We start from the raw sequence: 21,799 nt of genomic DNA on the forward strand, positions 1-21,799 counted from the left end.
GCTCCGACCGCCCGCCCGGGCCGGCACCTTCCCGTGTCCCGCCCCGTCCCTCGCAGGGAGATCCCGTCATGCCCAGAATGTCCCGGAAGACGGCCGTCGCGCTCGCGGCCTCCGCCTCCATAGCCCTCCTCGCCACCGCCTGTACCGGCCAGTCCGGCAGCGGCGCGGACGACGACGCGTCCAAGGAGCAGACGATCAACTTCTGGCACGCCTGGAGCGCGCCGAACGAGGTCAAGGCCGTGAAGTCGCTGGTCGCGGGCTTCGAGAAGGCGCACCCCAACATCCACGTGAACATCGTCGGCAACATGACCGACGACAAGATCAACCAGGCGCTGCGGGCGGGCGGCGACAAGGCCCCGGACGTGGTCTCGTCCTTCACCACCAACAACGTCGGCAAGTTCTGCTCGTCCGGTGCGTTCGTCGATCTGAACCCCTTCTTCAAGAAGGCGCACATCGACCCCGAGACGACGTTCCCCAAGGCGATGAACGAGTACACCCAGTTCGACGGCAACCGCTGCACGGTGCCGCTGCTCGGTGACGCCTACGGGCTCTACTACAACAAGACCGCGTTCGAGAAGGCCGGGATCTCCTCCCCGCCGAAGACGTGGTCGGAGTTCGAGAAGGACGCGAAGAAGCTCACCGTCACCAAGGGCGACTCGTACTCCCAGCTGGGCTTCATGCCGAACTACCACGGCTGGGAGTCCACCACCGAGCACTACTTCGGGCAGTTCTCACCGACGTACTTCGACAGCAGCGGCAAGTCGAACATCGCCAAGGACCCCGCGTTCACGGCCGGGTTCACCCTGCAGAAGAAGCTGGTCGACGAACTCGGCGGCTTCAAGAAGCTGGAGACCTACCGCTCCAAGCTCGGTGACGAATGGGGCCCCAAGCACCCCTTCCACACCGGCCAGGTGGCCATGCAGCTCGACGGCGAGTGGCGGCTCGGCATGGCCGAGGAGGCCAAGCCCGGCTTCGAGATCGGCGTCGCCCCGCTGCCCGTCCCCGACGACCAGGCGGACCAGTACGGCAAGGGCTACATCACCGGCACGATCGCGGGCATCGCGTCCACCAGCCACCACCAGAACGCGGCCTGGGAGCTGGTGAAGTACATGACCACGGACACCGACGCGGTGGTCGGCTTCGCCAACGACATCCACAACGTGCCCTCGACGCTCGCGGCCCTCAAGTCGCCGAAGCTGAAGTACGACCCGCGCTTCAAGACGTTCCTGGACATCGCCTCGAACCCGAACTCGACGACGACCCCGGCGTCCATCAACGGCGGCACCTACCTCGTGACGCTCCAGCAGTTCGGATACGACTACGAGAGCGGCAAGGCCACGGATCTGAAGGCGGGCCTCGCGGCCACCGCCCATCAGATCGACACGGACATCGCGCAGGCGAAGTAGCCGGCCGCCATGAGTACCGTCACGCTCGCCTCGAAGCGCCGCCGTTCGGCGCTGGTGACCCTCGCCTTCATGTCGCCCTGGCTGATCGGCTTCGCGGTCTTCTTCGCCTATCCGCTGATCTCGACCGTCTACTTCTCCTTCATGCACTACGACGGCTTCAAGCCGCCGACGTGGAGCGGGACGAAGAACTGGACCTACGTCTTCGAGAACTACCCGCTGTTCTGGCCCGCACTGCGCAACACCCTGTGGCTGGTCCTCGTCATGGTGACCCTGCGGGTGGTGTTCGGACTGGGCGTGGGCCTGCTGATCACGAAGATCAGGACCGGGACGGGTGTCTTCCGCACCCTGTTCTACCTGCCCTACCTCGCCCCGCCGGTGGCCGCCACGATGGCGTTCGCCTTCCTCCTCAACCCCGGTACGGGGCCGGTCAACTCCATCCTGGAGAAGGCCGGCGTCACGGCCCCCGGCTGGTTCAACGACCCCTCCTGGTCCAAGCCCGCCCTGACCCTGCTGGCCCTGTGGGGCATCGGCGACCTGATGGTCATCTTCATGGCCGCGCTCCTCGACGTCCCCACCGAGCAGTACGAGGCCGCCGAGCTGGACGGCGCCTCGGCCTGGCAGCGCTTCCGGTACGTCACCCTGCCGAACATCTCGCCCATCGTGATGTTCGCCGTGGTCACCGGGGTCATCCAGACCATGCAGTACTACACGCAGCCGCTGATCGCCGGGAAGGTCGCCTCGGGCGTCATCCAGGGCGCCGGCACGCAGTTCGAGCCCGGCTACCCCGACAAGTCGACGCTCACCCTGCCCCAGCTCGTCTACAACCTCGGCTTCCAGCGCTTCGACTACGGCTCCGCCTGTGTGGTCGCGCTGGTGCTGTTCGCCCTGTCCATGGCGTTCACCGCGTTCCTCATGCGGCGCCGGGGCGGTCTCATCCAGGCAGGTGACTGACCGATGACCCAAGTACTCGACAAGCCCGTGGAGCTGACCGCCCCGGCCACCCCCGCCGAGCGCACCGCGCGCCGCCGGGCCCTCCTGGAGTGGGTCGCGGTCCACTCCCTCGGCGTCGCGGCCGCCCTCTTCTTCGTGCTGCCCTTCGTCTTCGTGTTCCTGACCTCGCTGATGAGCGACAGCCAGGCACTGAGCCGCGACCTGATCCCGCACACCTGGGAGTGGGGCAACTACAAGAAGGTCTTCGACACCCCGGGCTTCCTCACCTGGTGGAAGAACACACTGCTGTACGCCAGCTTCGGCACGGTCCTGACGGTCGTCTCGTCGATCCCCGTCGCCTACGCCCTGGCCAAGTTCCGCTTCCGCGGCCGGAATCTGTCGCTGATGCTGGTCATCTCGATGATGATGCTGCCGCCCCAGGTCGTGATCATCCCGATGTACCTGTTCTGGGCGAAGCAGCTGGACCTGTCCGGCACGCTGTGGCCGCTGATCATCCCGATGGCGTTCGGGGACGCGTTCTCCATCTTCCTGCTGCGCCAGTTCCTGATGACCATCCCGAACGAGTACCTGGACGCCGCCCGGGTCGACGGCTGCGGGGAGCTGCGGACCCTGCTCAGGGTCGTCCTGCCGATGGCGAAGCCCGGCATCGCGGCCGTCGCGCTCTTCCAGTTCTTCTACGCCTGGAACGACTACTTCGGCCCCCAGATCTACGCGTCCGAGAACCCGGCCGCCTGGACGCTGAGTTACGGGCTGGAGTCCTTCAAGGGCGCGCACCACACCGACTGGAATCTCACCATGGCCGCGACCGTCCTGGTCATGGCCCCCGTGATCCTCGTGTTCTTCTTCGCGCAGAAGGCGTTCGTCGAAGGCGTCACGCTCACCGGAGTGAAGGGTTAACCATGAAACTCACCGTGGTCGGCGGAGGGTCGACCTACACCCCCGAACTCATCGACGGCTTCGCCCGGCTCAGGGACACCCTGCCCGTCGAGGAACTGGTCCTCGTCGACCCCGCCGCCGAACGCCTGGAGCTGGTCGGCGGACTGGCCCGCCGGATCTTCGCCCGTCAGGACCACCCCGGCCGGATCGTCACCACCTCCGACCTGGACGCGGGGGTCGAGGGCGCCGACGCCGTCCTGCTCCAGCTGCGCGTCGGCGGCCAGGCCGCCCGCGAGCAGGACGAGACCTGGCCGCTGGAGTGCGGCTGCGTCGGCCAGGAGACGACCGGCGCCGGCGGACTGGCCAAGGCACTGCGCACGGTCCCGGTGGTGCTGGACATCGCCGAGCGGGTCCGCCGCACCAACCCGGACGCGTGGATCATCGACTTCACCAACCCGGTCGGCATCGTGACCCGTGCCCTGCTCCAGGCGGGCCACAAGGCGGTCGGCCTGTGCAACGTGGCGATCGGCTTCCAGCGGAAGTTCGCCGGACTCCTCGGGGTCTCCCCCGCCGAGGTCCACCTCGACCACGTGGGCCTCAACCACCTCACCTGGGAGACCGGTGTGCGTCTGGGCGGCCCCGAGGGCGAGGACGCCCTGCCGCGGCTGCTCGCCGGGCACGGCGACACGATCGCCGCCGATCTGCGGCTGCCCCGCTCACTGGTCGAGCGCCTCGGCGTGGTCCCCTCGTACTACCTGCGCTACTTCTACGCCCACGACGAGGTCGTCCGCGAGCTGCGCACCAAGCCCTCCCGCGCCGCCGAAGTGGCCGAGATGGAACGGACGCTGCTGAAGATGTACGGCGACCCGGCGCTCGACGAGAAGCCGGAACTGCTCGCGAAGCGGGGCGGCGCCTACTACTCCGAGGCGGCCGTCGACCTGGCCGCCTCCCTGCTGGGCGGGGGCGGCAGCCCGTACCAGGTGGTGAACACCCTCAACCGGGGAACCCTGCCGTTCCTGCCGGACGACGCGGTGATCGAGGTGCAGGCCGCGGTGAACGCCAAGGGGCCCGCGCCGCTGCCGGTGCCGGCCGTGGACCCGCTGTACGCGGGCCTGATGGCGGGCGTGACCGCGTACGAGGACCTCGCCCTGGACGCCGCCCTGCGCGGCGGACGCGACCGGGTCTTCCGGGCGCTGCTCGCCCACCCCCTGGTCGGCCAGTACGCCCTGGCCGACGCCCTGACCGACCAGCTGATCGCGCACAACCGGGAGCACCTCGCGTGGGCATGACCTCGACGGAGACCGGCGCCGGGACCGCGGCCGGGTCCGGCCCCACCGGCGCCGGGACGGAGCCCGCGGGCCTCGTCCTGGCCATCGACGCGGGGAACAGCAAGACCGACGTCGCCGTCGTGGCCGCGGACGGCCGCGTGACCGGCACCGCGCGCGGCGGCGGGTTCCGGCCCCCGGCGGTCGGCGTGGAGACGGCCGTGGACACCGTCGCCGACGCCGTGCGGCGGGCCTTCGCCGAGGCGGGCGTCACCTCGGTCGGGCATGTCTCGGCCTGCCTCGCCAACGCCGATCTGCCCGTGGAGGAGGAGCAGTTGGCGGCGGCGCTGCGGGCGCGCGCCTGGGGCGCGGGGGTGGAGGTGCGCAACGACACGTTCGCGATCCTGCGGGCCGGGATCGCCGAGCCGCGCGGGGTCGCCGTGGTCTGCGGGGCCGGCATCAACTGCGTGGGCATGCGGCCCGACGGCCGCACCGCGCGCTTCCCCGCCATCGGCCGCATCTCCGGTGACTGGGGCGGCGGCTGGGCTCTGGCGGAGGAGGCCCTGTGGCACGCCGCACGGGCCGAGGACGGCCGGGGCGGCGCGACCGAGCTGGCCCGCACCCTGCCCGCGCACTTCGGCCTGGACTCCATGTACGCGCTCATCGAGGCGCTCCACCTGGAACACATCCCGGGCGCGCGCCGCCACGAGCTGACCCCGGTCCTGTTCGCCACGGCGGCGGACGGCGACCCGGTGGCGCTGGCGGTCGTCGACCGCCTCGCGGACGAGGTGGTCAGCATGGCCACGGTGGCCCTCGGCCGTCTGGGCCTGCTCGCCGAGGAGACCCCGGTGCTGCTGGGCGGAGGCATCCTCGCCGCCCGCCACCCGCGGCTCGACGACCGCGTGCACGAGCTCCTGGCCGCCCGCGCGCCCAGGGCGGTCCCCCGCGTGGTCACCGCCCCGCCGGTGCTGGGTGCCGCGCTCCTGGGCCTGGACCACGTACGGGCCGCGGGCGAAGTCCACGCGCGGGTGCGGGCGTTCTACGAAGGGGGCTGAGGGGCCCCGTGGCCGGCGGCACCGGTGCCGCCGGCCACGGCTCCGGCAGGGCCCGTGACCTGGTGTGCAGGGACGGGAACCAAAAGGATGCGGAACACGTGTTCTTGAGAAGGGGGGTGGCACGGGGGAGTCGTGCCGCGCCGTGATCCGACAAGATCCAGGCAAGGCCTGTGCGGATACCGGTACGGACGGCGATACTTGCCGCCGTGCACGTACGCCGGACGGCGCGTCTCCCGCGTCCGCGGTGGGCGTGACCGAGCGGATGACCATGGGGGAGGTCGACAGTGACACACCCGCCGAAGGGCAGCGCGGCGCCACCTGGGCGGGGCGCGCCCACGATGCCGGCCGTGCCGCCGCAGGCCGGGCCGCCCCGGACCCCGGGCGGATCCCCCGCGTCCCCGGACGCCCCGCGGAGCGTCTCCCCGGCCCCCGGCGCGGCACCGCGGCGCACGGCGTGGGCCGAGGGTGTGGACCGGCTGCGCGCCGCGGCGACGACCGAGCCGGGCCGGCTGCGGATCATCGGCGCCGTCCTCGCCCTGCTGGTCGTCGCGTTCGGCGCCGTCACCGCCTGGCAGATGACGGAACGTTCTGCCGCCGCCGACAACGTGCTGCACCGCAGCCAGCCGCTGAGCGCCAGCGCCGCCGACATCTACCGCTCCCTGGCCGACGCCAACACCGCGGCCTCCAGCGGCTTCCTGGCGGGCGGGCAGGAGACGCAGGAGTCCCGCGACCGCTACGAGAGCGACATCAGGACGGCGGCCGCGAAGCTCATCACCGCGGCCAACAGCTCCGAGCCGGGCTCCGCCTCGGCCAGGACCATCTCCGAGCTCAACGAACTGCTGCCCCAGTACAAGGGGCTGATCGAGCGGGCCCGTGCCAACAACCGGCAGGGCTATCCGCTGGGCGGCGCGTACCTGCGGTACGCGAACGACACGATGCAGAACCGGATGCTCCCGAAGGCCGAACAGCTCTACGACCGGGAGAACCAGCGGCTCGGCAGCGACTACGCGGAGGCGAAGCCCTACCCGTGGGCGGCGATCGCCCTCGGACTCCTCGCGCTCGGCGCGCTCGCCTGGGCCCAGCGGCGCAACTACCTCCGGACGAACCGGGTGCTCAACCACGGCATGGCCGCCGCCACCGCGGCCGGCCTCGTGGTGCTGCTGTGGCTCACCGTCGGACACACCCTCGCCCGGTCCGGGCTCGAGGAGTCCTACGACCACGGGGTCCGTTCCCTGAGCGTGCTGCACGACGCCCAGATCGCCGCCCTGAAGGCGCGGGGCAACGAGAACCTCACCCTGGTCAGCCGGGGCGCGGAGACCATGACGCTGCCGGACAAGACCACCGTCGACCTGTACGACTTCAATTTCGACAAGGACATGAAGGCGCTCACCGCGCACCTCGCCGCGGCGGCGAAGCTCGCCGACGACCAGGCGGGCGAGAAGCCCGTCCACGCCGCGACCGCCGACATGGAGGTCTGGAAGGACCGTCACTCCCTGGCCCGGAAGGCCGACAACAACGGCGAGTACCAGCTTGCGCTCGACCGGGTCATCGGCTCCAAGGACAAGAAGCCCACGGGCGTGTGCTTCGACGGCGTCGACACGAACCTGAGGGACGCGGTCACGCACGAGCAGGACGAGTTCCAGCGGGCGGCGGGCAACGGCCTGGACGCCATGACCGGCCTGCCGGCCGGCGCCGCGGTCCTGGCCGTGCTGGCCGCCGCGGGCGCCCTGCTCGGCATAGGCCGCAGGCTTTCGGAGTACCGGTGAGAGGAGGAGCGGCGATGAACGCACGACGTCTGAGGGCGAGCCTCAGGGGCTGGGGCGGCGTGGGCGCGATGGCGCTCGCCTGCGTGACGGCGCTGATCCTCGCGCTGATGCTGCCGGACTCCGCGCGCGGGAGCGGCGGCGCCGGTGTCGGCGGGCCCGGACTGGCCCTCGGCACCCAGGCCAGGGACGAGGACTGCACCGACCCGCAGGACCGCAGCCTCTCCCCGTCGGGCGCCGACGGGGCGACGATCGACGCCATCAAGAACCGCAAGGACCGGCGGCTGATCGTCGGCGTCGACCAGAACAGCTACCACTGGGGCTACCGCGACCCGAACAACCCGAAGGCCGGCGGCGACCTGGAGGGCTTCGACATCGACCTGGTGCACGCGATCGCCAAGAACATCCTGGGCGACGAGAACGCCGTGCAGTTCCGGGCCATCCCCACCAGCCAGCGCATCCCCGCCCTGCAGCAGGGCAAGGTCGACATGGTGGTGCGCACCATGACGATCACCTGCGAGCGCCTCCGCCAGGTCACGTTCTCCGCGCCCTACTTCAAGACCGGCCAGCAGGTGCTGGCCCCGGCGAACTCCGGCATCACCGGGTACGACAAGAGCCTCGCGGGCAAGCGGATCTGCTCGGCGGCGAGCTCCACCGCCTACGACCGGCTGAAGTCCGACCGGGACCACCACAAGCTCGCCCCCTCCGCCGTCGTCCTCCCTCCCGTGCCCAACCAGCTCGACTGTCTGGTGCGCCTCCAGCTCGGCGAGGCCGACGCGGTCGTGACCGACGGCGCGCTCGCCGCGAGCCAGGCCGCCCAGGACCCCACGGTCAAGCTCGAGGGCGGCACGTTCACCACCGAGTACTACGGCGTGGCGATGAACCTGGGCGCCAAGGATCTGGTACGCCGGGTCAACCAGGTCCTGGCCGACTACCGCAAGGACGGCTGGCGGCAGTCGTACGACAAGTGGCTCGCTCCGACCCTCGGGGCCGATTCGCCCTCGCAGAACCCGCCTCCCGCCGTGTACGGGCGGACGACCTGACACGACCGCAGAACCGACCGGCCGCGCACCCGCGCGCGCCGGAACCGCACGAGAACGAGAGGTGATCGATGGGCGTCACGGGACCCCCCGGGCCGGTGATGGACCGGGACGAGGCGGACCGTGCGCTGGCGCGCCTCGGCGCGGAGCACGAGGCCATCGAGACCTCGCTCCTCGCCCTCCAGGACCACGCGGGCCGCAGACTCCTGGAGGGCGCCGAACTCACCGGCTCGACCAAGGAGCGCTGGGCGTCCGCGGACGCGTCGATCACCCTGCTCTGGGCCTACTTCGACGCGTACACGGACGCGCTGCACTCGGCGCGCGGGATCCGTTCCCGCAGGCGCTGGTCCAGCCGTGAGGACCTCGTCGAACTGACCGAGCTGCTGCGCGGCTCGGGCATCACGGTCGCCGGGTCCACCACGGCCACCGCGAACGCCCCCACGCTGGCCGGCACCGGCAAGCTCAGCGAACGGTTCTCGCTGGCCGCCCTGGTCGACCGGATGAACGAGCTGTACGCGTCCTCGCTCGACATGGTCGTCACCGCGGACGCCGTCTGGTCCGCGCTGCCCGCCCGCATAGATTTACTGGCCGCCGAGCTCCAGCGCACCCGGGCGCTCGCGCACTCCGTCGGCGTGCGTCCCGGCGAACACCCCTCCGGCGACGACCTGGAGCGGATCACCCGGACCCTGACCGCCCTGCGCGAGCGCGTGGTCTCCGACCCGCTCTCCTTCTGGGTCCCGGCACAGGGCAGTTCGGCCCCGGGTGGCGGCCGCCCCGACACCACGGCGTACGACCGTGAGGCACGTGCCCTGGAGGAGGTGCGCCGGGAGATCGAGGCGGTCCTGACGGTGCGCCAGGACGCCGAGGCGCGGCTGGTGAAGCTGCGGGACGTGCTCAGCCGCGCGGACCGTACGCTCGCCGAGGCGCGCAGTGCCCGCGGCGAGGTCCTCGCGAAGATCGCCGCGTCCGAGGTGCCGGCCGTCAGCGGCCCGCCGACGGCGTTGCAGGAGCAGCTGGCGACGGCCGCGGAGTACCGCAGGCACGCGCAGTGGCACCGCCTCTCGCCGCTCCTGGAGGCGCTCGAGGAGCGGGCGGAGGACGAACTCCTGCGCGCGCGTGAGTCCTTGACGGCGGTCACCCAGCCGCTGGCGGTCCGCGCGGAGCTGCGGGGCCGGCTGGACGCCTACAAGGCGAAGGTCGCCCGGCACGGCCTCGCCGAGGACCCGTTCCTGGTCGAGCGCTACGACGCGGCCCGGCGCATGCTGTGGAGCGCTCCCTGTGATCTGCGGGTGGCCGGGGAGGCCGTCCTGCGCTACCAGCGGGCGGCGGCCGAGCTGCTGAGCCCGCAAGTGCCCGGGCAGGGCGGGCCCGAGGACCGTACGGACCACAGGGGGTCCGGAGCGTGAGCGGCGAGGGGATGCGGTGTGAGCGAGCAGCCGGTGAGTGAGCGCGGGTGCGAACGGCCCGGCTGCGACGGGTCGTACGAGGACATGGGCGGCGGCGAGCTGTACTGCGACACCTGCGGCCTCGCCCCCGCCGGACCCGCCGCACGGTCCACCGGGTCCGAGCGGCCCGCGGGCGAGCCGGAACCCGCCGCGGGCGAACCGCCGGTGAGCGGGCACGGCTGCGGACGGCCCGGCTGCAACGGGTCGTACGAGGACATGGGCGGCGGCGAGCTGTACTGCGACACCTGCGGCCTCGCCCCCGCCGAACCGGCCGCACGGTCCACCGGGTCCGGGAGCGCGTCGAGTCCCGCCACGGGTGCGGGAGGCGCGTCCGCGGCGGGCAGGGGCGGGGCCGCCGGCGGCTCCGACAGCAGCAGTGTGCGCGGCGGTTCACGCGCCAGCTCGCGCACCTCGTCGCGCTCCTCGCAGTCGCGGCGCTCGGTCTCGGGCCGGCTGTCACGGTCGCTGTCGGGCCGGTCGACGGGCCGCTCGGTGTCGGTGCGCAGCTCGGGTTCGTCGGCGTCCGCCTCGGCGCGCGGGCGGCTCGGCGCGGGGCTCGTCGAGGTCCCGGGGGTGCCGCGGCCCGATCCGCGCGCGATGGTCCTGGAGAACCCGGAGGTGCCCGAGCGCAAACGGTTCTGTTCGCGCTCCGACTGCGGGGCGCCGGTCGGGCGTGCCCGCGGCGAACGGCCGGGCCGCACCGAGGGGTTCTGCACGAAGTGCGGCCACCCGTACTCGTTCGTGCCGAAGCTCACCACCGGTGACATCGTGCGCGGCCAGTACGAGGTGATGGGCTGTCTGGCGCACGGCGGGCTCGGCTGGGTCTACCTCGCCGTCGACCGCGCGGTGTCCGACCGCTGGGTGGTCCTCAAGGGTCTGCTCGACACGGGCGACCAGGACGCGATGGCGGCGGCGATCTCCGAGCGGCGCTTCCTCGCCGAGATCGAGCACGCCAACATCGTGCGGATCTACAACTTCGTCGAGCACCTGGACCAGCGGACGGGATCGCTGGACGGGTACATCGTCATGGAGTACGTCGGCGGCAAGTCGCTCAAGGAGCTCGCGAACGGGCGCCGCACGGCGGACGGCAAGCGCGACCCGCTGCCGGTGGAACAGGCCTGCGCGTACGGCATCGAGGCCCTGGAGGCCCTCGGCCATCTGCACAGCCGCAACCTGCTGTACTGCGACTTCAAGGTCGACAACGCCATCCAGACCGAGGACCAGCTCAAGCTGATCGACATGGGCGCGGTGCGCAGGATGGACGACGACGAGTCGGCCATCTACGGCACGGTCGGCTACCAGGCCCCCGAGGTGGCCGAGGTGGGCCCCTCGGTCGCCTCCGACCTGTACACCGTGGCCCGTACGCTCGCCGTCCTCTCCTTCGACTTCCAGGGCTACACGAACGTCTTCGTCGACTCCCTGCCGGACCCCGACAACATCGAGGTCTTCCGCCAGTACGAGTCGTTCTACCGGCTGCTGGTGCGGGCCACCGACCCGGACCCGGCCCGCCGGTTCGCCTCGGCGCAGGAGATGTCCGAGCAGCTGACGGGCGTGCTGCGCGAGGTGGTCTCGCTCCAGACGGGGCGGGCGCGGCCGGCGCTGTCGACCCTGTTCGGTCCCGAGACCAAGGTCACCGACACCGAGCTGTTCGGGAGGGCGGCCGAGGACGTGTCGCGGCTCGGGGCCCGCGCGGTCCCGGCCCGGGGCCGGAAGGGCACGTCCCGGCCGGCCGCGGGCACGAACGGCTCCCGGCCGCTGCCGCCCGCTCCCCCCGCCTCCGCCGCGCTGGTCAGAGCCGTCCGGACGGCGGCGACCGCGCTCGCCCTGCCCGTGCCGCGGGTCGACCCCGGCGATCCGAACGCCGGTTTCCTCGCGGGGCTCATCGCGTCCGCGCCGGCCGAGCTGATCGCGGCGCTGCGGGCGGCCCCGGCCCCCTCGCCGGAGCTGCGGCTGCGGGAGCTGCGGGCCCTTCTGGAGATGGGCGAGCAGCGCGCCGCCGGCACGGCCGTCGACGTACTGGAGGCGGATCACCCGGACGACTGGCGGGTGGTCTGGTACCGCGGTGTCACGGCGCTGGCGGCCGGCGAGAACGAGATCGCGGCGCTGTCCTTCGACGCGGTGTACGACGCCTTCCCCGGCGAGCCCGCGCCCAAGCTGGCCCTCGGTGTGTGCGCCGAGGTGCTCGGCCAGCTGGACAACGCCGCCGAGTACTACCGCCTGGTGTGGACGACCGATCCGAGCTATGTGAGCGCGGCGTTCGGGCTGGCCAGGGTGCAGCTCGCGGCGGGCGACCGCGGCGGCGCCGTACGCACCCTGGAGTCCGTGCCGGAGTCGTCGATCCACTACACGGCGGCCCGGGTCGCGGCGGTGCGGGCGCGGCTGCGGCAGCGGCCCCTCACGGAGACGGCGGTGCCGTTCCTGGACGAGCTGACGGCGGCGGCCGGGCAGGTGGAGGCGCTCGACGGGTTCGGTCTGGACGCGGTGCGGCGCGAGGAGTTGTCGACGGAGGTCCTCGGCTGCGCCCTGGACTGGGTACTCTCCGGTAGCCAGGGTTCCGGTCCGGCTTCCGGGGTCGGAACCGCGCTGCTCGGCAGCGAGTTGGACGAGCGTGGCCTCCGTTTCGGCCTCGAACGTTCGTACCGGACGCTGGCCCGGCTCGCGCGGGGCGGCGAGGAGAGGATCGACCTGGTGGAACGTGCAAACCGTTACCGCCCCCGGACGTGGGTGTGATTGATGTCCCAGATGCCCCAGCCGACGGCCCTGTCGCGGTGCCCCAGTTGCGAGGAGCCGCTGGAGGCGGCCGACCGTTTCTGCGGCGCGTGCGGCTATGACCTGTCGGCGGTGTCCGCACCGCCGCAGGACCATCCCACGATCGCCATGAACGGCAGCGAGGCCGGCCTCCCGCCGGCCGCCCCGTCCGTGGACTGGCCCCGGGCGGAGGAGCCCGGCAGCACCGACACGCCCGCGCCGGTCCACCGCGCCGCCGACATCCAGGGCACCGATTCGGGTGGTTCCGAACTGCCGCATCCGGAGCACCCCGAGCGCCCCGGCGACCCGGAGCACGCGCAGGCCGATCCGGCGGGCCCCCGGCCGCCCGCCGCGAGGCGGCCCGCCTCGAAGCCCTCGGGGGTGCGCTTCGATCGGCCGTCGGAGCCCGACGAGTACCCGCTCGCTCCCCCGGCCCAGGGCTCCGGCCCCGGGACTCCCGCCGATCCCCGCACCGCGGACCTGCCCGCTCCGCCCGCGGGCGCCAAGGTGTGCGTGGCCTGCCGCGCGGGCCAGGTGGACACCGACGGCTACTGCGAGAACTGCGGGCACGCGCAGCCCCGCGAACGGGACCACATGGAGCAGGAGTTGGGCGCGGTCGCCGCGGTCAGCGACCGGGGGCTGCGCCACCACCGCAACGAGGACGCGTTCGCGGTCTCCTCGACCGCGCTGCCCGACGGCTCCCCCGCGGTCGTCGCGATCGTCTGCGACGGGGTGTCCTCCGCGACCCGCCCCGACGAGGCGTCGCTCGCCGCCGCCCACGCGGCCAACGAGTCGCTCCTGGCGGCCCTTCCGCTGGGCACGCATCCGCAGGCCGCCCTGCACGAGGCGATCGTCGCGGCCTCGGAGGCGGTCAACGCGCTGGCGGGACCGGACAGCGCGCAGGGCGAGAACGCCCCGCACGTGAACGCCCCCGCCTGCACCATCGTCGGCGCCCTGGTGACGTCCACGCTGCTGATCGTCGGCTGGGTCGGCGACAGCCGCGTCTACTGGGTCCCCGCCGACCGCACCTCGCTGCCGGCCCGGCTCACCGAGGACGACTCCTGGGCCGCGCAGATGGTCGCCGCGGGCCTGATGAACGAGGCGGAGGCCTACGCCGACGAACGCGCCCACGCGATCACCGGCTGGCTGGGCGCCGACGCCTACGAACTGGAGCCGCACACCGTCTCGTTCAAGCCGGACCGGCCGGGCGTGGTCGTCGTCTGCACCGACGGACTGTGGAACTACGCGGAGACGGCGGAGGAGATGGCCGAGGCCGTGCCCCTGGACGCCGCCGAGAGGCCGCTGCACGCGGCGCGGGTTCTGGTGGGTCATGCCCTGGACGGCGGGGGCCACGACAACGTAACAGTGGCCGTCCTGCCGTTCCCCGCACCCTCGCAGGGGGCAGGATCGGCCTGAGGCCGCGAACGAACGGGGGCGGCCGCGGACCGGAGGGGACCGGTCCGCACCCAGTCAGCACCTCCGCCGGGGGGCGGGGGCCGAGGGGGACACAGTAGGCATGGCCAATTTCTCGAAGTCGAACGTGCCGCAGTTCTCGGTCGACGTGTACCAGAACGAATATCTGCCGGAAGGCGGCCGCGAGGTCAACGCGATCGTCACGGTGAGCGCGACCGGCGGCGGCACCGTCGGAAGCGCCGTCGCCGCGCCGCACCTGTACAGCGCGGGCCAGGCGCCCGACGCCGCCGTGGCGATCATGGTCGACTGCTCGGGTTCGATGGACTACCCGCCGGCCAAGATGCGCGGCGCCCGGGAGGCGACGGCCGCCGCGATCGACGCCGTGCGCGACGGGGTGCACTTCGCCGTGATCGGCGGCACGCACGTCGCCAAGGAGGTCTATCCGGGCGACGGACGGCTCGCCGTGGCGGACGCGGGCACCCGCGAGCAGGCCAAGCAGGCGCTGCGCCGGCTGAGCGCGGGCGGCGGCACGGCCATCGGCACCTGGCTGCGGCTCGCGGACCGGCTGCTGTCCTCCGCGGAGGTGTCGATCCGGCACGGCATCCTGCTCACCGACGGCCGCAACGAACACGAGTCGCCCGAGGACCTGCGGTCCGCGCTGGACTCCTGTGCCGGACGCTTCACCTGTGACGCGCGCGGAGTGGGCACCGACTGGGAGGTCAAGGAGGTCACCGGGATCGCCTCGGCGCTGCTCGGCACCGCGGACATCGTCGCCGACCCCGCCGCCCTCTCCGCCGACTTCACGCACATGATGGAGACGGCCATGGGCAAGGAGGTCGCCGACGTGGCCCTGCGGGTGTGGACTCCGGTCGGCACCGAGATCGCCTTCGTCAAGCAGGTGGCGCCCACCGTCGAGGAACTGACGGACCGCCGTACCGAGGCCGGACCCCGCGCGGGCGACTATCCGACGGGCTCCTGGGGCGACGAGTCCCGCGACTACCACGTGTGCGTCCGGGTCCCCACGGCCGGGATCGGCCAGGAGATGCTCGCGGCCCGGGTCTCGCTGGTGATCCCTCGGAGCGACGGCTCCGTGCAGAACCTCGGGGCGCAGGGGCTCGTGCGGGCGGTGTGGACCGACGACATGGCCGCCTCGACGTCGATCAATCCGCAGGTCGCACACTACACGGGCCAGGCGGAACTGGCGCAGGTCATCCAGCAGGGCCTCGATCTGCGCAAAGCGGGAGATGTCGATGGAGCAACGGCCAAGCTGGGACGGGCCGTTCAACTGGCAGGAGCCTCCGGAAACGCCGATACTGCGAAACTGCTCGCGAAGGTGGTGGACGTGGTCGATGTCGCGGCAGGTACTGTGCGATTGAAAGCGCGTGTCGCGGAGGCCGACGAGATGACCCTCGAGACACGTTCCACAAAGACTGTTCGTGTAAAGAAGTAGCGAGCCCGGTTCCCGCTGGGATCCGGAGAAACCCGGTCACATCGACCGGAAAAGGGAAGGGGGAAGGACCGACATGCCGACATGCCCGAACGGACACCAGTCGAATTCCGACGATTGGTGCGAGGTCTGCGGTCACCGCATGGCCGGTGTGCCCCCGCTCCCTCCCCCGCCGCCGCCCGGCGCCGGATACGGCTACCCGGCGCCCGGTTCACCGCCGCCGGCCCCCGGCGGCCGCTCCGGCATGCCGGACCCGAACGCCGAGCTCTGCCCGCAGTGCCGCACGCCCCGTGAGGGCGCGGCGCCGTTCTGCGAGGAATGCCGGTGGAACTTCCTGACCAACACCGCGACCTCGTACACCCCGGCGGCACCGCGTCCGCCGGCCGGCGGCATGGGGGGACCGGGCGGTCCCGGCGGCCCGGGTGCTCCCGGCGCGCAGTCGCCGTACGGCGCTCCCGGCGGCCCCGGCGGCCCCGGCGGCCAGAATCCGCCGCCGCGGTTCCCGCAGTCCGGTCCCGGTGGTCCGGGCGGTCCGGGTGCCGGCGGTCCCGGCCACGACCCGTTCGACTACCAGAGCTCGCGGCCCTCGCAGATGAACCGGCCCGCCGAACCGATCCCGCCGGGTCCGGGGGCCGGGCCCTACGGCAGCCCTCAGGGGTTCGGCGGCGACCCCTCACGTCCCGCCGCGCCCGGTGGCCACGGCAGCCCGCAGGGCTTCGGCGGCGACCCCTCGCGTCCTGCCGCGCCCGGCGGCCCGGGTGCCGCGCAGGCGCAGGCCTACACCCAGCAGCCCTCCCCGTCGCCCTTCACCCAGGGCGGACCGCCGCAGCAGGGCGGCCCGCAGTCCGGCGGCCCGGCCTTCGGCGGCGCCGAGGACGACTGGGTGATCCCCCCGCCGTCCTCCGGTGCGCCCGGCGGCCAGGGCGGTCCCGGCCGTCCCGGAGTCCAGGGCGGCCCCGGAGCGCAGGGCGGCCCCGGCGGCCAGGAGCGGGCCGGCGGCTACGGCTACCCGGACCCCGCGGTCACCCAGGCCCCGCCCGGCCCCGGCTACCAGCAGCAGCCCCAGCAGCAGCAGTCGCTGTCCTGGAGCGCGACCATCGCCCCGGACCGTGAGTACTTCATGGCGATGATGCACCGTTCCGGCCCCGAGGCCGCGGGCCTGAACCTGCCCGCGTACTCGCCGGAGCTGCAGCGCCCGCTCCTCGGCAACCAGATCACCATCGGCCGCCGCCGGCACTCCACCGGCGACACCCCGGACATCGACCTGTCGGTGCCGCCGGAGGACCCCGGTGTCTCGCACCAGCACGCGGTCCTGGTCCAGCAGCCGGACAGCACCTGGGCGGTCGTCGACCAGAACTCGACGAACGGGACCACGGTCAACGGCGGCGAGGAGCCGATCCAGCCGTTCGTCCCGGTGCCGCTGCAGGACGGCGACCGGGTGCACGTGGGCGCCTGGACGACGATCACGATCCGCCGGGGCTGAGCGGACCCCCTGCCACCACCTGCCGGGCCCGAGGCGGCCCGGCAGGGCGTTTACGCGGCGCTCCCGTTCGCGCGGCGCCTTCGTTCGCGTACGACGCCCGGAAGCCGGCCCGCGCCGGCCCAGGGCAGCCGTCTCATTTCAGCGGCCCCACGTCAGCGGTCTCAGGGCAGCCGCCAGGTGTACGGCCCCTCGGGGTCGTCCAGCCAGGCCCAGGCGCTCTCCTCGTCGACCGTGACGCCGTACCGCTCGCGCTGCGGCTGCCCCTCGCGTTCCCACAGCGCGTAGGCGTCCTGTGGATCCAGCCGGCCCGCCGTCAGGGCGAGCAGGAAGCGGAACAGATCGTGGCCGCGGGCCCGGCGCGGCACCCCGCCGGTCCGGGCCGGCTCCGGCTCCGGACCCGACCGGGTGGCGCCCCGCAGCGGCACGAAGAAGGCCGACGTGTGCAGGAAGCGCCCCTCGGCGTGCCCGGCGTCCCGGACCTCCAGCCCGATCAGTCCGGTGGCCAGCGGAGCCAGCACGCGGGCTCCGGGGGCGCACTGCGCCAGCCAGGCGCGCGGGATCGTGGTCAGCGTGCAGGTGGCGATGATCCGGTCGAACGGAGCGCGCTCGGGCACGCCCCGGGCTCCGTCGCCGGTGACGACGTCCGGGTGGTACCCGGCGATGTCCAGATGCGCCCGCGCGGCCTCCGTGATGTCCACGTCGAGGTCGACGGTGGTCACCAGGCCGTCGCCGAGACGGTACGACAGCAGGGCCGCGTTGTAGCCGGTCCCGGCCCCGATCTCCAGGACGGCGTCCCCGTCGCGCACCTCCAGGGCCACCAGCATGGTCGCCATCAGCGACGGCTGGCTGCTGGAGGAGACGAGCTCCCCGTCCCGTACCCGGGTCGCCAGCGGGGTGTCGGCGTAGGCGCCGCGCAGCCACCGGTCCCGGGCCGCCGGGTCCGGGTCCTCGCCCCACAGCCGCTCGTAGCCGCCGGTGACGCCGATGTAGTAGTACGGCACGAAGAGATGGCGCGGGACGGCCTCGAAGGCCTCCCGCCAGACGGGATCGCTCGCCCAGGCCCCGCTGCGGTCGATCAGGCGCACGAGGGCCGCCCGCGCCGTGTCGGCGGGGTCCGCTGGTCCGGGACCGGTTTCGGGAGCGTGCGCGCCCATACCTCCACTGTGCTGCCGAACGGTCCGCGGGGCGAGCGCCGCACCGGCCGATCCGGAACCATCACCTCCACCGCCCGGGCGGAGAGTGCGCGCCCCGGCGGGTCCCGCAAGCGCGGTCCTAAGCCTTGAGTCCTCGGCCGCCCCGTCTGAGAACATGGGGGCGTGAAAGAGATTCGGCGCGGCACGCTTCAGGAGCAGACCTTCTACGAGCAGGTCGGCGGCGAGGAGACCTTCCGGCGCCTCGTCCACCGTTTCTACGAGGGTGTCGCCGGGGATCCGCTGCTGAAGCCCATGTATCCGGAGGAGGACCTGGGCCCGGCCGAGGAGCGCCTCACGCTGTTCCTGATCCAGTACTGGGGCGGCCCGACGACGTACAGCGAGAACCGCGGCCACCCCCGGCTGCGGATGCGGCACGCCCCGTTCAAGGTCGACCAGGCCGCGCACGACGCCTGGCTGAAGCACATGCGGGTCGCCGTGGACGAACTCGGGCTCTCCGAGGAGCACGAGCACACGCTGTGGAACTACCTGACGTACGCGGCCGCCTCGATGGTGAACACGGCGGGCTGACCGAGGGTTCGGGCGTCCCGTGCGCGGGGCGCCCCACGCACGCGTCGCCGGCGCGGAGGCCGGTACGTTCCGGCTCCCGCCGGATCAGTGGACGCTGACGCCCAGCGCGCCGAGTCCGGCCCGGCGGACGGCGATCGACCCGAACGGCGTCCGCAGCCGCAGCCACGCGCCCGACGAGTACAGCACCAGCGCCGGGGCGGCGTCGCCGGCCGGGAGCTCGCCCGAGGATGCCCGTCCCCCGGCGGGGACGGCCATGGGCGGTACGGGCCGCAGGAATCCCAGGGACTGCGCGGCGTGCGCGGCCCGCACGGGAAGTCCGGTGTCGCCGACGGGGCGGGACCATATCTCCCGCCCCACCCGGTCGAGTTCGGCACGGGTCCGCAGCTCGGGGGGCAACTCCTCGGTGCGCGAACGGAATTCGGCCACCACTTCGGCGACCTGGGCCCGCACGGCCTCCGGGGCGGGCAGCCCCGGCTCCCGCCGCCAGCCGCCCTGGGGCGGCAGGACACCGGCCCACGGGGGCCCGGTGACGGCGGCGGGGACGGCGAGGGTCGCCGCCGACTCCTCGACGGACTCCAGGAGTTCGCCCGCGGAGACGGTCGTGTCGAGGGTGAGGTCGAGCCCGTTCTCGTACGGCTTGGCGAGCCGCGCCGTCCGGATCGCGAGGACCTCGAACGACGGCGGCCGGCCGAAGACCGCGAGCGTGGTGCCGCCCGCCTTGAGGCGCACGGCGGCCGCGCGGTCGTAGTGGACGAGCCGGGAGAGGAAGGCGGCCAGATCGGCCGCCTCCCCCGTGTCGGCGAGGTGCAGGACGGTCATGCCGCGACGGCCTCGTCCTCGTCGTCGCGGTACGTCTCCAGGAAGTCGCGCTCCTCGGCCGTGATCCGGCGAGGGCGCTGCTGCTCGAAGTCGAACGGCACGATCACCGTCGAAGCGGTGACGTAGACCTGGTCGGGGTCCTTGACCTCGTAGGCGATCGTGAAGGACGCCGCCCGGATCTGCGTCACCCACAGCTCGATGTCCACCGGCGCGTGCCGGTGGACCAGCTGACGCTTGTAGTCGATCTCGTGGCGCGCCACCACGGACCCCTGCTTGAAGTCCTTCTCCGGGCGGAACAGGAAGTCGATACGGGCTTCCTCCAGATAGCGGAGGAACACCACGTTGTTGACGTGGCCGTACGCGTCCATGTCCGCCCAGCGCAGCGGGCAGCGGTAGATGTGCCGCAAGATCGATCAGCCCCGGGTCAGCTTCTTGTAGGTGGCACGGTGCGGACGCGCCGCCTCCGCGCCGAGGCGCTCGATCTTGTTCTTCTCGTACGACTCGAAGTTGCCCTCGAACCAGAACCACTTGGACTCGCCCTCGTAGGCGAGGATGTGGGTCGCGACCCGGTCCAGGAACCAGCGGTCGTGGGAGACGACCACGGCCGCACCCGGGAACTCCAGCAGCGCGTTCTCGAGCGAGGACAGCGTCTCGACGTCGAGGTCGTTGGTGGGCTCGTCGAGGAGCAGCAGGTTGCCGCCCTGCTTGAGGGTCAGCGCGAGGTTCAGGCGGTTGCGCTCACCACCGGAGAGGACGCCGGCCGGCTTCTGCTGGTCGGGGCCCTTGAAGCCGAACGCGGAGACGTAGGCGCGGGAGGGCATCTCGACCTGGCCGACGTTGATGTAGTCGAGCTCGTCCGAGACGACGGCCCACAGCGTCTTCTTCGGATCGATGTTCTCGCGGCTCTGGTCGACGTACGAGATCTTGACGGTCTCGCCGACCTTGATCGTGCCGGAGTCCGGGGTCTCCAGACCCTGGATCATCTTGAAGAGCGTGGTCTTGCCGGCGCCGTTCGGGCCGATGACGCCGACGATGCCGTTGCGCGGCAGGGTGAAGCTGAGGTCGTCGATGAGGACCTTGTCGCCGAAGGCCTTCGAGAGGTTGTTGACCTCGACGACGATCGAGCCCAGACGCGGGCCCGGCGGGATCTGGATCTCCTCGAAGTCCAGCTTCCGCATCTTGTCGGCCTCGGCCGCCATCTCCTCGTAGCGGGAGAGACGCGCCTTGGACTTGGCCTGACGCCCCTTGGCGTTGGACCGCACCCACTCCAGCTCTTCCTTGAGCCGCTTGGCGCGCTTGGCGTCCTTCTGGCCCTCGACCTTCAGGCGGGAGGCCTTGTTGTCGAGGTACGTGGAGTAGTTGCCCTCGTACGGAATGGCGCGGCCGCGGTCCAGCTCGAGGATCCACTGGGCGACGTTGTCGAGGAAGTACCGGTCGTGGGTGACGGCGACGACGGTGCCGGGGTACTTCGCCAGGTGCTGCTCCAGCCACTGCACGGACTCGGCGTCCAGGTGGTTGGTGGGCTCGTCGAGGAGCAGCAGGTCGGGGGCCTCGAGCAGCAGCTTGCAGAGCGCGACGCGGCGGCGCTCACCACCGGAGAGGTTGGTGACGGGCCAGTCGCCGGGCGGGCAGCCGAGGGCGTCCATGGCCTGCTCCAGCTGGGTGTCCAGGTCCCACGCGTTGGCGTGGTCCAGGTCCTCCTGGAGCTTGCCCATCTCGTCCATGAGGGCGTCGGAGTAGTCGGTCGCCATCAGCTCGGCGACCTCGTTGAAGCGGTTCAGCTTGCCCATGATCTCGGCGGCGCCGTCCTGGACGTTCTGCAGAACCGTCTTGGACTCGTCGAGCGGGGGCTCCTGGAGCAGCATGCCGACGCTGTAGCCGGGCGACAGGAACGCGTCACCGTTGGAGGGCTGCTCGAGGCCCGCCATGATCTTGAGAACGGTGGACTTACCGGCACCGTTCGGACCGACCACACCGATCTTCGCACCGGGCAGGAAGCTCAAGGTGACGTCGTCGAGGATCACCTTGTCGCCGTGCGCCTTGCGCGTCTTGCGCATGGTGTAAATGAACTCAGCCAAGAGAAACCGTCCGGACGCTTGAAATCGGCAGTGGGCAGATACACCCCATCTTGCCTGACGGCTACCCCTCGGGGGAAACCCGTTCGGCGGGGGGCCTGTGACCTGGGGTTCAACCGCTGACGTCTGTAGATCGTCTGTCACTCTCGGTCGCCGTCGGTCGTCCTCGGCGCCCCTCGGACGGCCCAGAGACGGCCCAGCCGTGGCGCGCTCGACTGCCGGCGACACCTCGCCCTGCCTCGCCTGAACCTCAGCCGACGCCAGTCAGCCACGACGGCGGTGCACGGACCGA

17 protein-coding genes are annotated in these 21,799 nt (G+C 72.3%); 13 read left to right on the forward strand and 4 right to left on the reverse strand.

Features of this window, described 5'->3' with window-relative positions:
- The first annotated feature begins 68 nt into the window (after window positions 1-68).
- The 12 genes from IO36_RS11085 to IO36_RS11140 all read left to right on the forward strand — a co-directional run bounded on the left by IO36_RS11085 (window position 69) and on the right by IO36_RS11140 (window position 16,892).
- On the forward strand, window positions 69-1,406 hold the full coding sequence (locus IO36_RS11085) for an ABC transporter substrate-binding protein (protein ID WP_037618876.1): 1,338 nt from the start codon (window positions 69-71) through the stop codon (window positions 1,404-1,406).
- A 9-nt stretch (window positions 1,407-1,415) separates the two neighbouring features.
- Window positions 1,416-2,357 (forward strand): carbohydrate ABC transporter permease, encoded by a 942-nt coding sequence (locus IO36_RS11090; RefSeq protein WP_037618877.1) that lies wholly within the window; start codon window positions 1,416-1,418, stop codon window positions 2,355-2,357.
- A 3-nt stretch (window positions 2,358-2,360) separates the two neighbouring features.
- Entirely contained in the window at window positions 2,361-3,254 is an 894-nt protein-coding gene (locus tag IO36_RS11095; RefSeq protein ID WP_037618878.1) for a carbohydrate ABC transporter permease, read from the forward strand.
- A gap of 2 nt (window positions 3,255-3,256) precedes the next feature.
- Window positions 3,257-4,522: a 6-phospho-beta-glucosidase gene (locus tag IO36_RS11100; RefSeq protein WP_037618880.1), complete on the forward strand. Its 1,266-nt coding sequence runs from the start codon at window positions 3,257-3,259 to the stop codon at window positions 4,520-4,522.
- Complete coding sequence (locus IO36_RS11105; RefSeq protein ID WP_078943142.1) at window positions 4,519-5,553, forward strand: N-acetylglucosamine kinase; 1,035 nt, start codon at window positions 4,519-4,521, stop codon at window positions 5,551-5,553. The genes IO36_RS11100 and IO36_RS11105 overlap by 4 nt, the downstream gene beginning before the upstream one ends.
- Before the next feature lie 338 nt (window positions 5,554-5,891).
- Window positions 5,892-7,319: a hypothetical protein gene (locus IO36_RS11110; protein WP_425535523.1), complete on the forward strand. Its 1,428-nt coding sequence runs from the start codon at window positions 5,892-5,894 to the stop codon at window positions 7,317-7,319.
- A gap of 14 nt (window positions 7,320-7,333) precedes the next feature.
- Window positions 7,334-8,359 (forward strand): glutamate ABC transporter substrate-binding protein, encoded by a 1,026-nt coding sequence (locus tag IO36_RS11115; protein WP_037618882.1) that lies wholly within the window; start codon window positions 7,334-7,336, stop codon window positions 8,357-8,359.
- 68 nt (window positions 8,360-8,427) lie between these two features.
- Window positions 8,428-9,762 (forward strand): hypothetical protein, encoded by a 1,335-nt coding sequence (locus tag IO36_RS11120; RefSeq protein ID WP_037618883.1) that lies wholly within the window; start codon window positions 8,428-8,430, stop codon window positions 9,760-9,762.
- Between the two features lie 84 nt (window positions 9,763-9,846).
- Window positions 9,847-12,531 (forward strand): serine/threonine-protein kinase, encoded by a 2,685-nt coding sequence (locus tag IO36_RS11125; RefSeq protein ID WP_078943143.1) that lies wholly within the window; start codon window positions 9,847-9,849, stop codon window positions 12,529-12,531.
- A gap of 3 nt (window positions 12,532-12,534) precedes the next feature.
- Window positions 12,535-13,965, forward strand: a complete 1,431-nt coding sequence (locus IO36_RS11130) for a PP2C family protein-serine/threonine phosphatase (protein ID WP_037619413.1) — start codon at window positions 12,535-12,537, stop codon at window positions 13,963-13,965.
- 100 nt (window positions 13,966-14,065) lie between these two features.
- The gene (locus tag IO36_RS11135) at window positions 14,066-15,412 is read left to right on the forward strand and encodes a VWA domain-containing protein (protein WP_037618884.1); all 1,347 of its coding nucleotides are present in this window, start codon (window positions 14,066-14,068) and stop codon (window positions 15,410-15,412) included.
- A gap of 73 nt (window positions 15,413-15,485) precedes the next feature.
- On the forward strand, window positions 15,486-16,892 hold the full coding sequence (locus IO36_RS11140; RefSeq protein WP_037618886.1) for an FHA domain-containing protein: 1,407 nt from the start codon (window positions 15,486-15,488) through the stop codon (window positions 16,890-16,892).
- 161 nt (window positions 16,893-17,053) lie between these two features.
- Here IO36_RS11140 and IO36_RS11145 read toward each other — a convergent pair whose 3' ends face one another.
- Window positions 17,054-18,046, reverse strand: coding sequence for a methyltransferase domain-containing protein (locus tag IO36_RS11145; RefSeq protein WP_037618888.1), 993 nt, complete (start codon window positions 18,044-18,046; stop codon window positions 17,054-17,056).
- A 162-nt stretch (window positions 18,047-18,208) separates the two neighbouring features.
- Here IO36_RS11145 and IO36_RS11150 point away from each other — a divergent pair, with 162 nt between their 5' ends.
- Entirely contained in the window at window positions 18,209-18,613 is a 405-nt protein-coding gene (locus IO36_RS11150) for a globin (RefSeq protein ID WP_037618889.1), read from the forward strand.
- Window positions 18,614-18,697: 84 nt separating this feature from the next.
- Here IO36_RS11150 and IO36_RS11155 read toward each other — a convergent pair whose 3' ends face one another.
- From IO36_RS11155 to ettA, 3 genes are read right to left on the reverse strand one after another with little or no spacing between them, the layout of a single operon-like run.
- Entirely contained in the window at window positions 18,698-19,432 is a 735-nt protein-coding gene (locus IO36_RS11155; RefSeq protein WP_037618890.1) for a DUF8010 domain-containing protein, read from the reverse strand.
- Window positions 19,429-19,839, reverse strand: coding sequence for an acyl-CoA thioesterase (locus tag IO36_RS11160; protein WP_037618891.1), 411 nt, complete (start codon window positions 19,837-19,839; stop codon window positions 19,429-19,431). Before IO36_RS11160 ends, IO36_RS11155 begins: the two co-directional genes overlap by 4 nt.
- A 6-nt stretch (window positions 19,840-19,845) precedes the next feature.
- The gene (ettA, locus tag IO36_RS11165) at window positions 19,846-21,510 is read right to left on the reverse strand and encodes an energy-dependent translational throttle protein EttA (RefSeq protein WP_078943115.1); all 1,665 of its coding nucleotides are present in this window, start codon (window positions 21,508-21,510) and stop codon (window positions 19,846-19,848) included.
- Between the last annotated feature and the right edge of the window lie 289 nt (window positions 21,511-21,799).

It is taken from the genome of Streptomyces aureus (assembly GCF_000725495.1).
GTDB classification, from domain to species: Bacteria; Actinomycetota; Actinomycetes; order Streptomycetales; family Streptomycetaceae; genus Streptomyces; species Streptomyces aureus_B.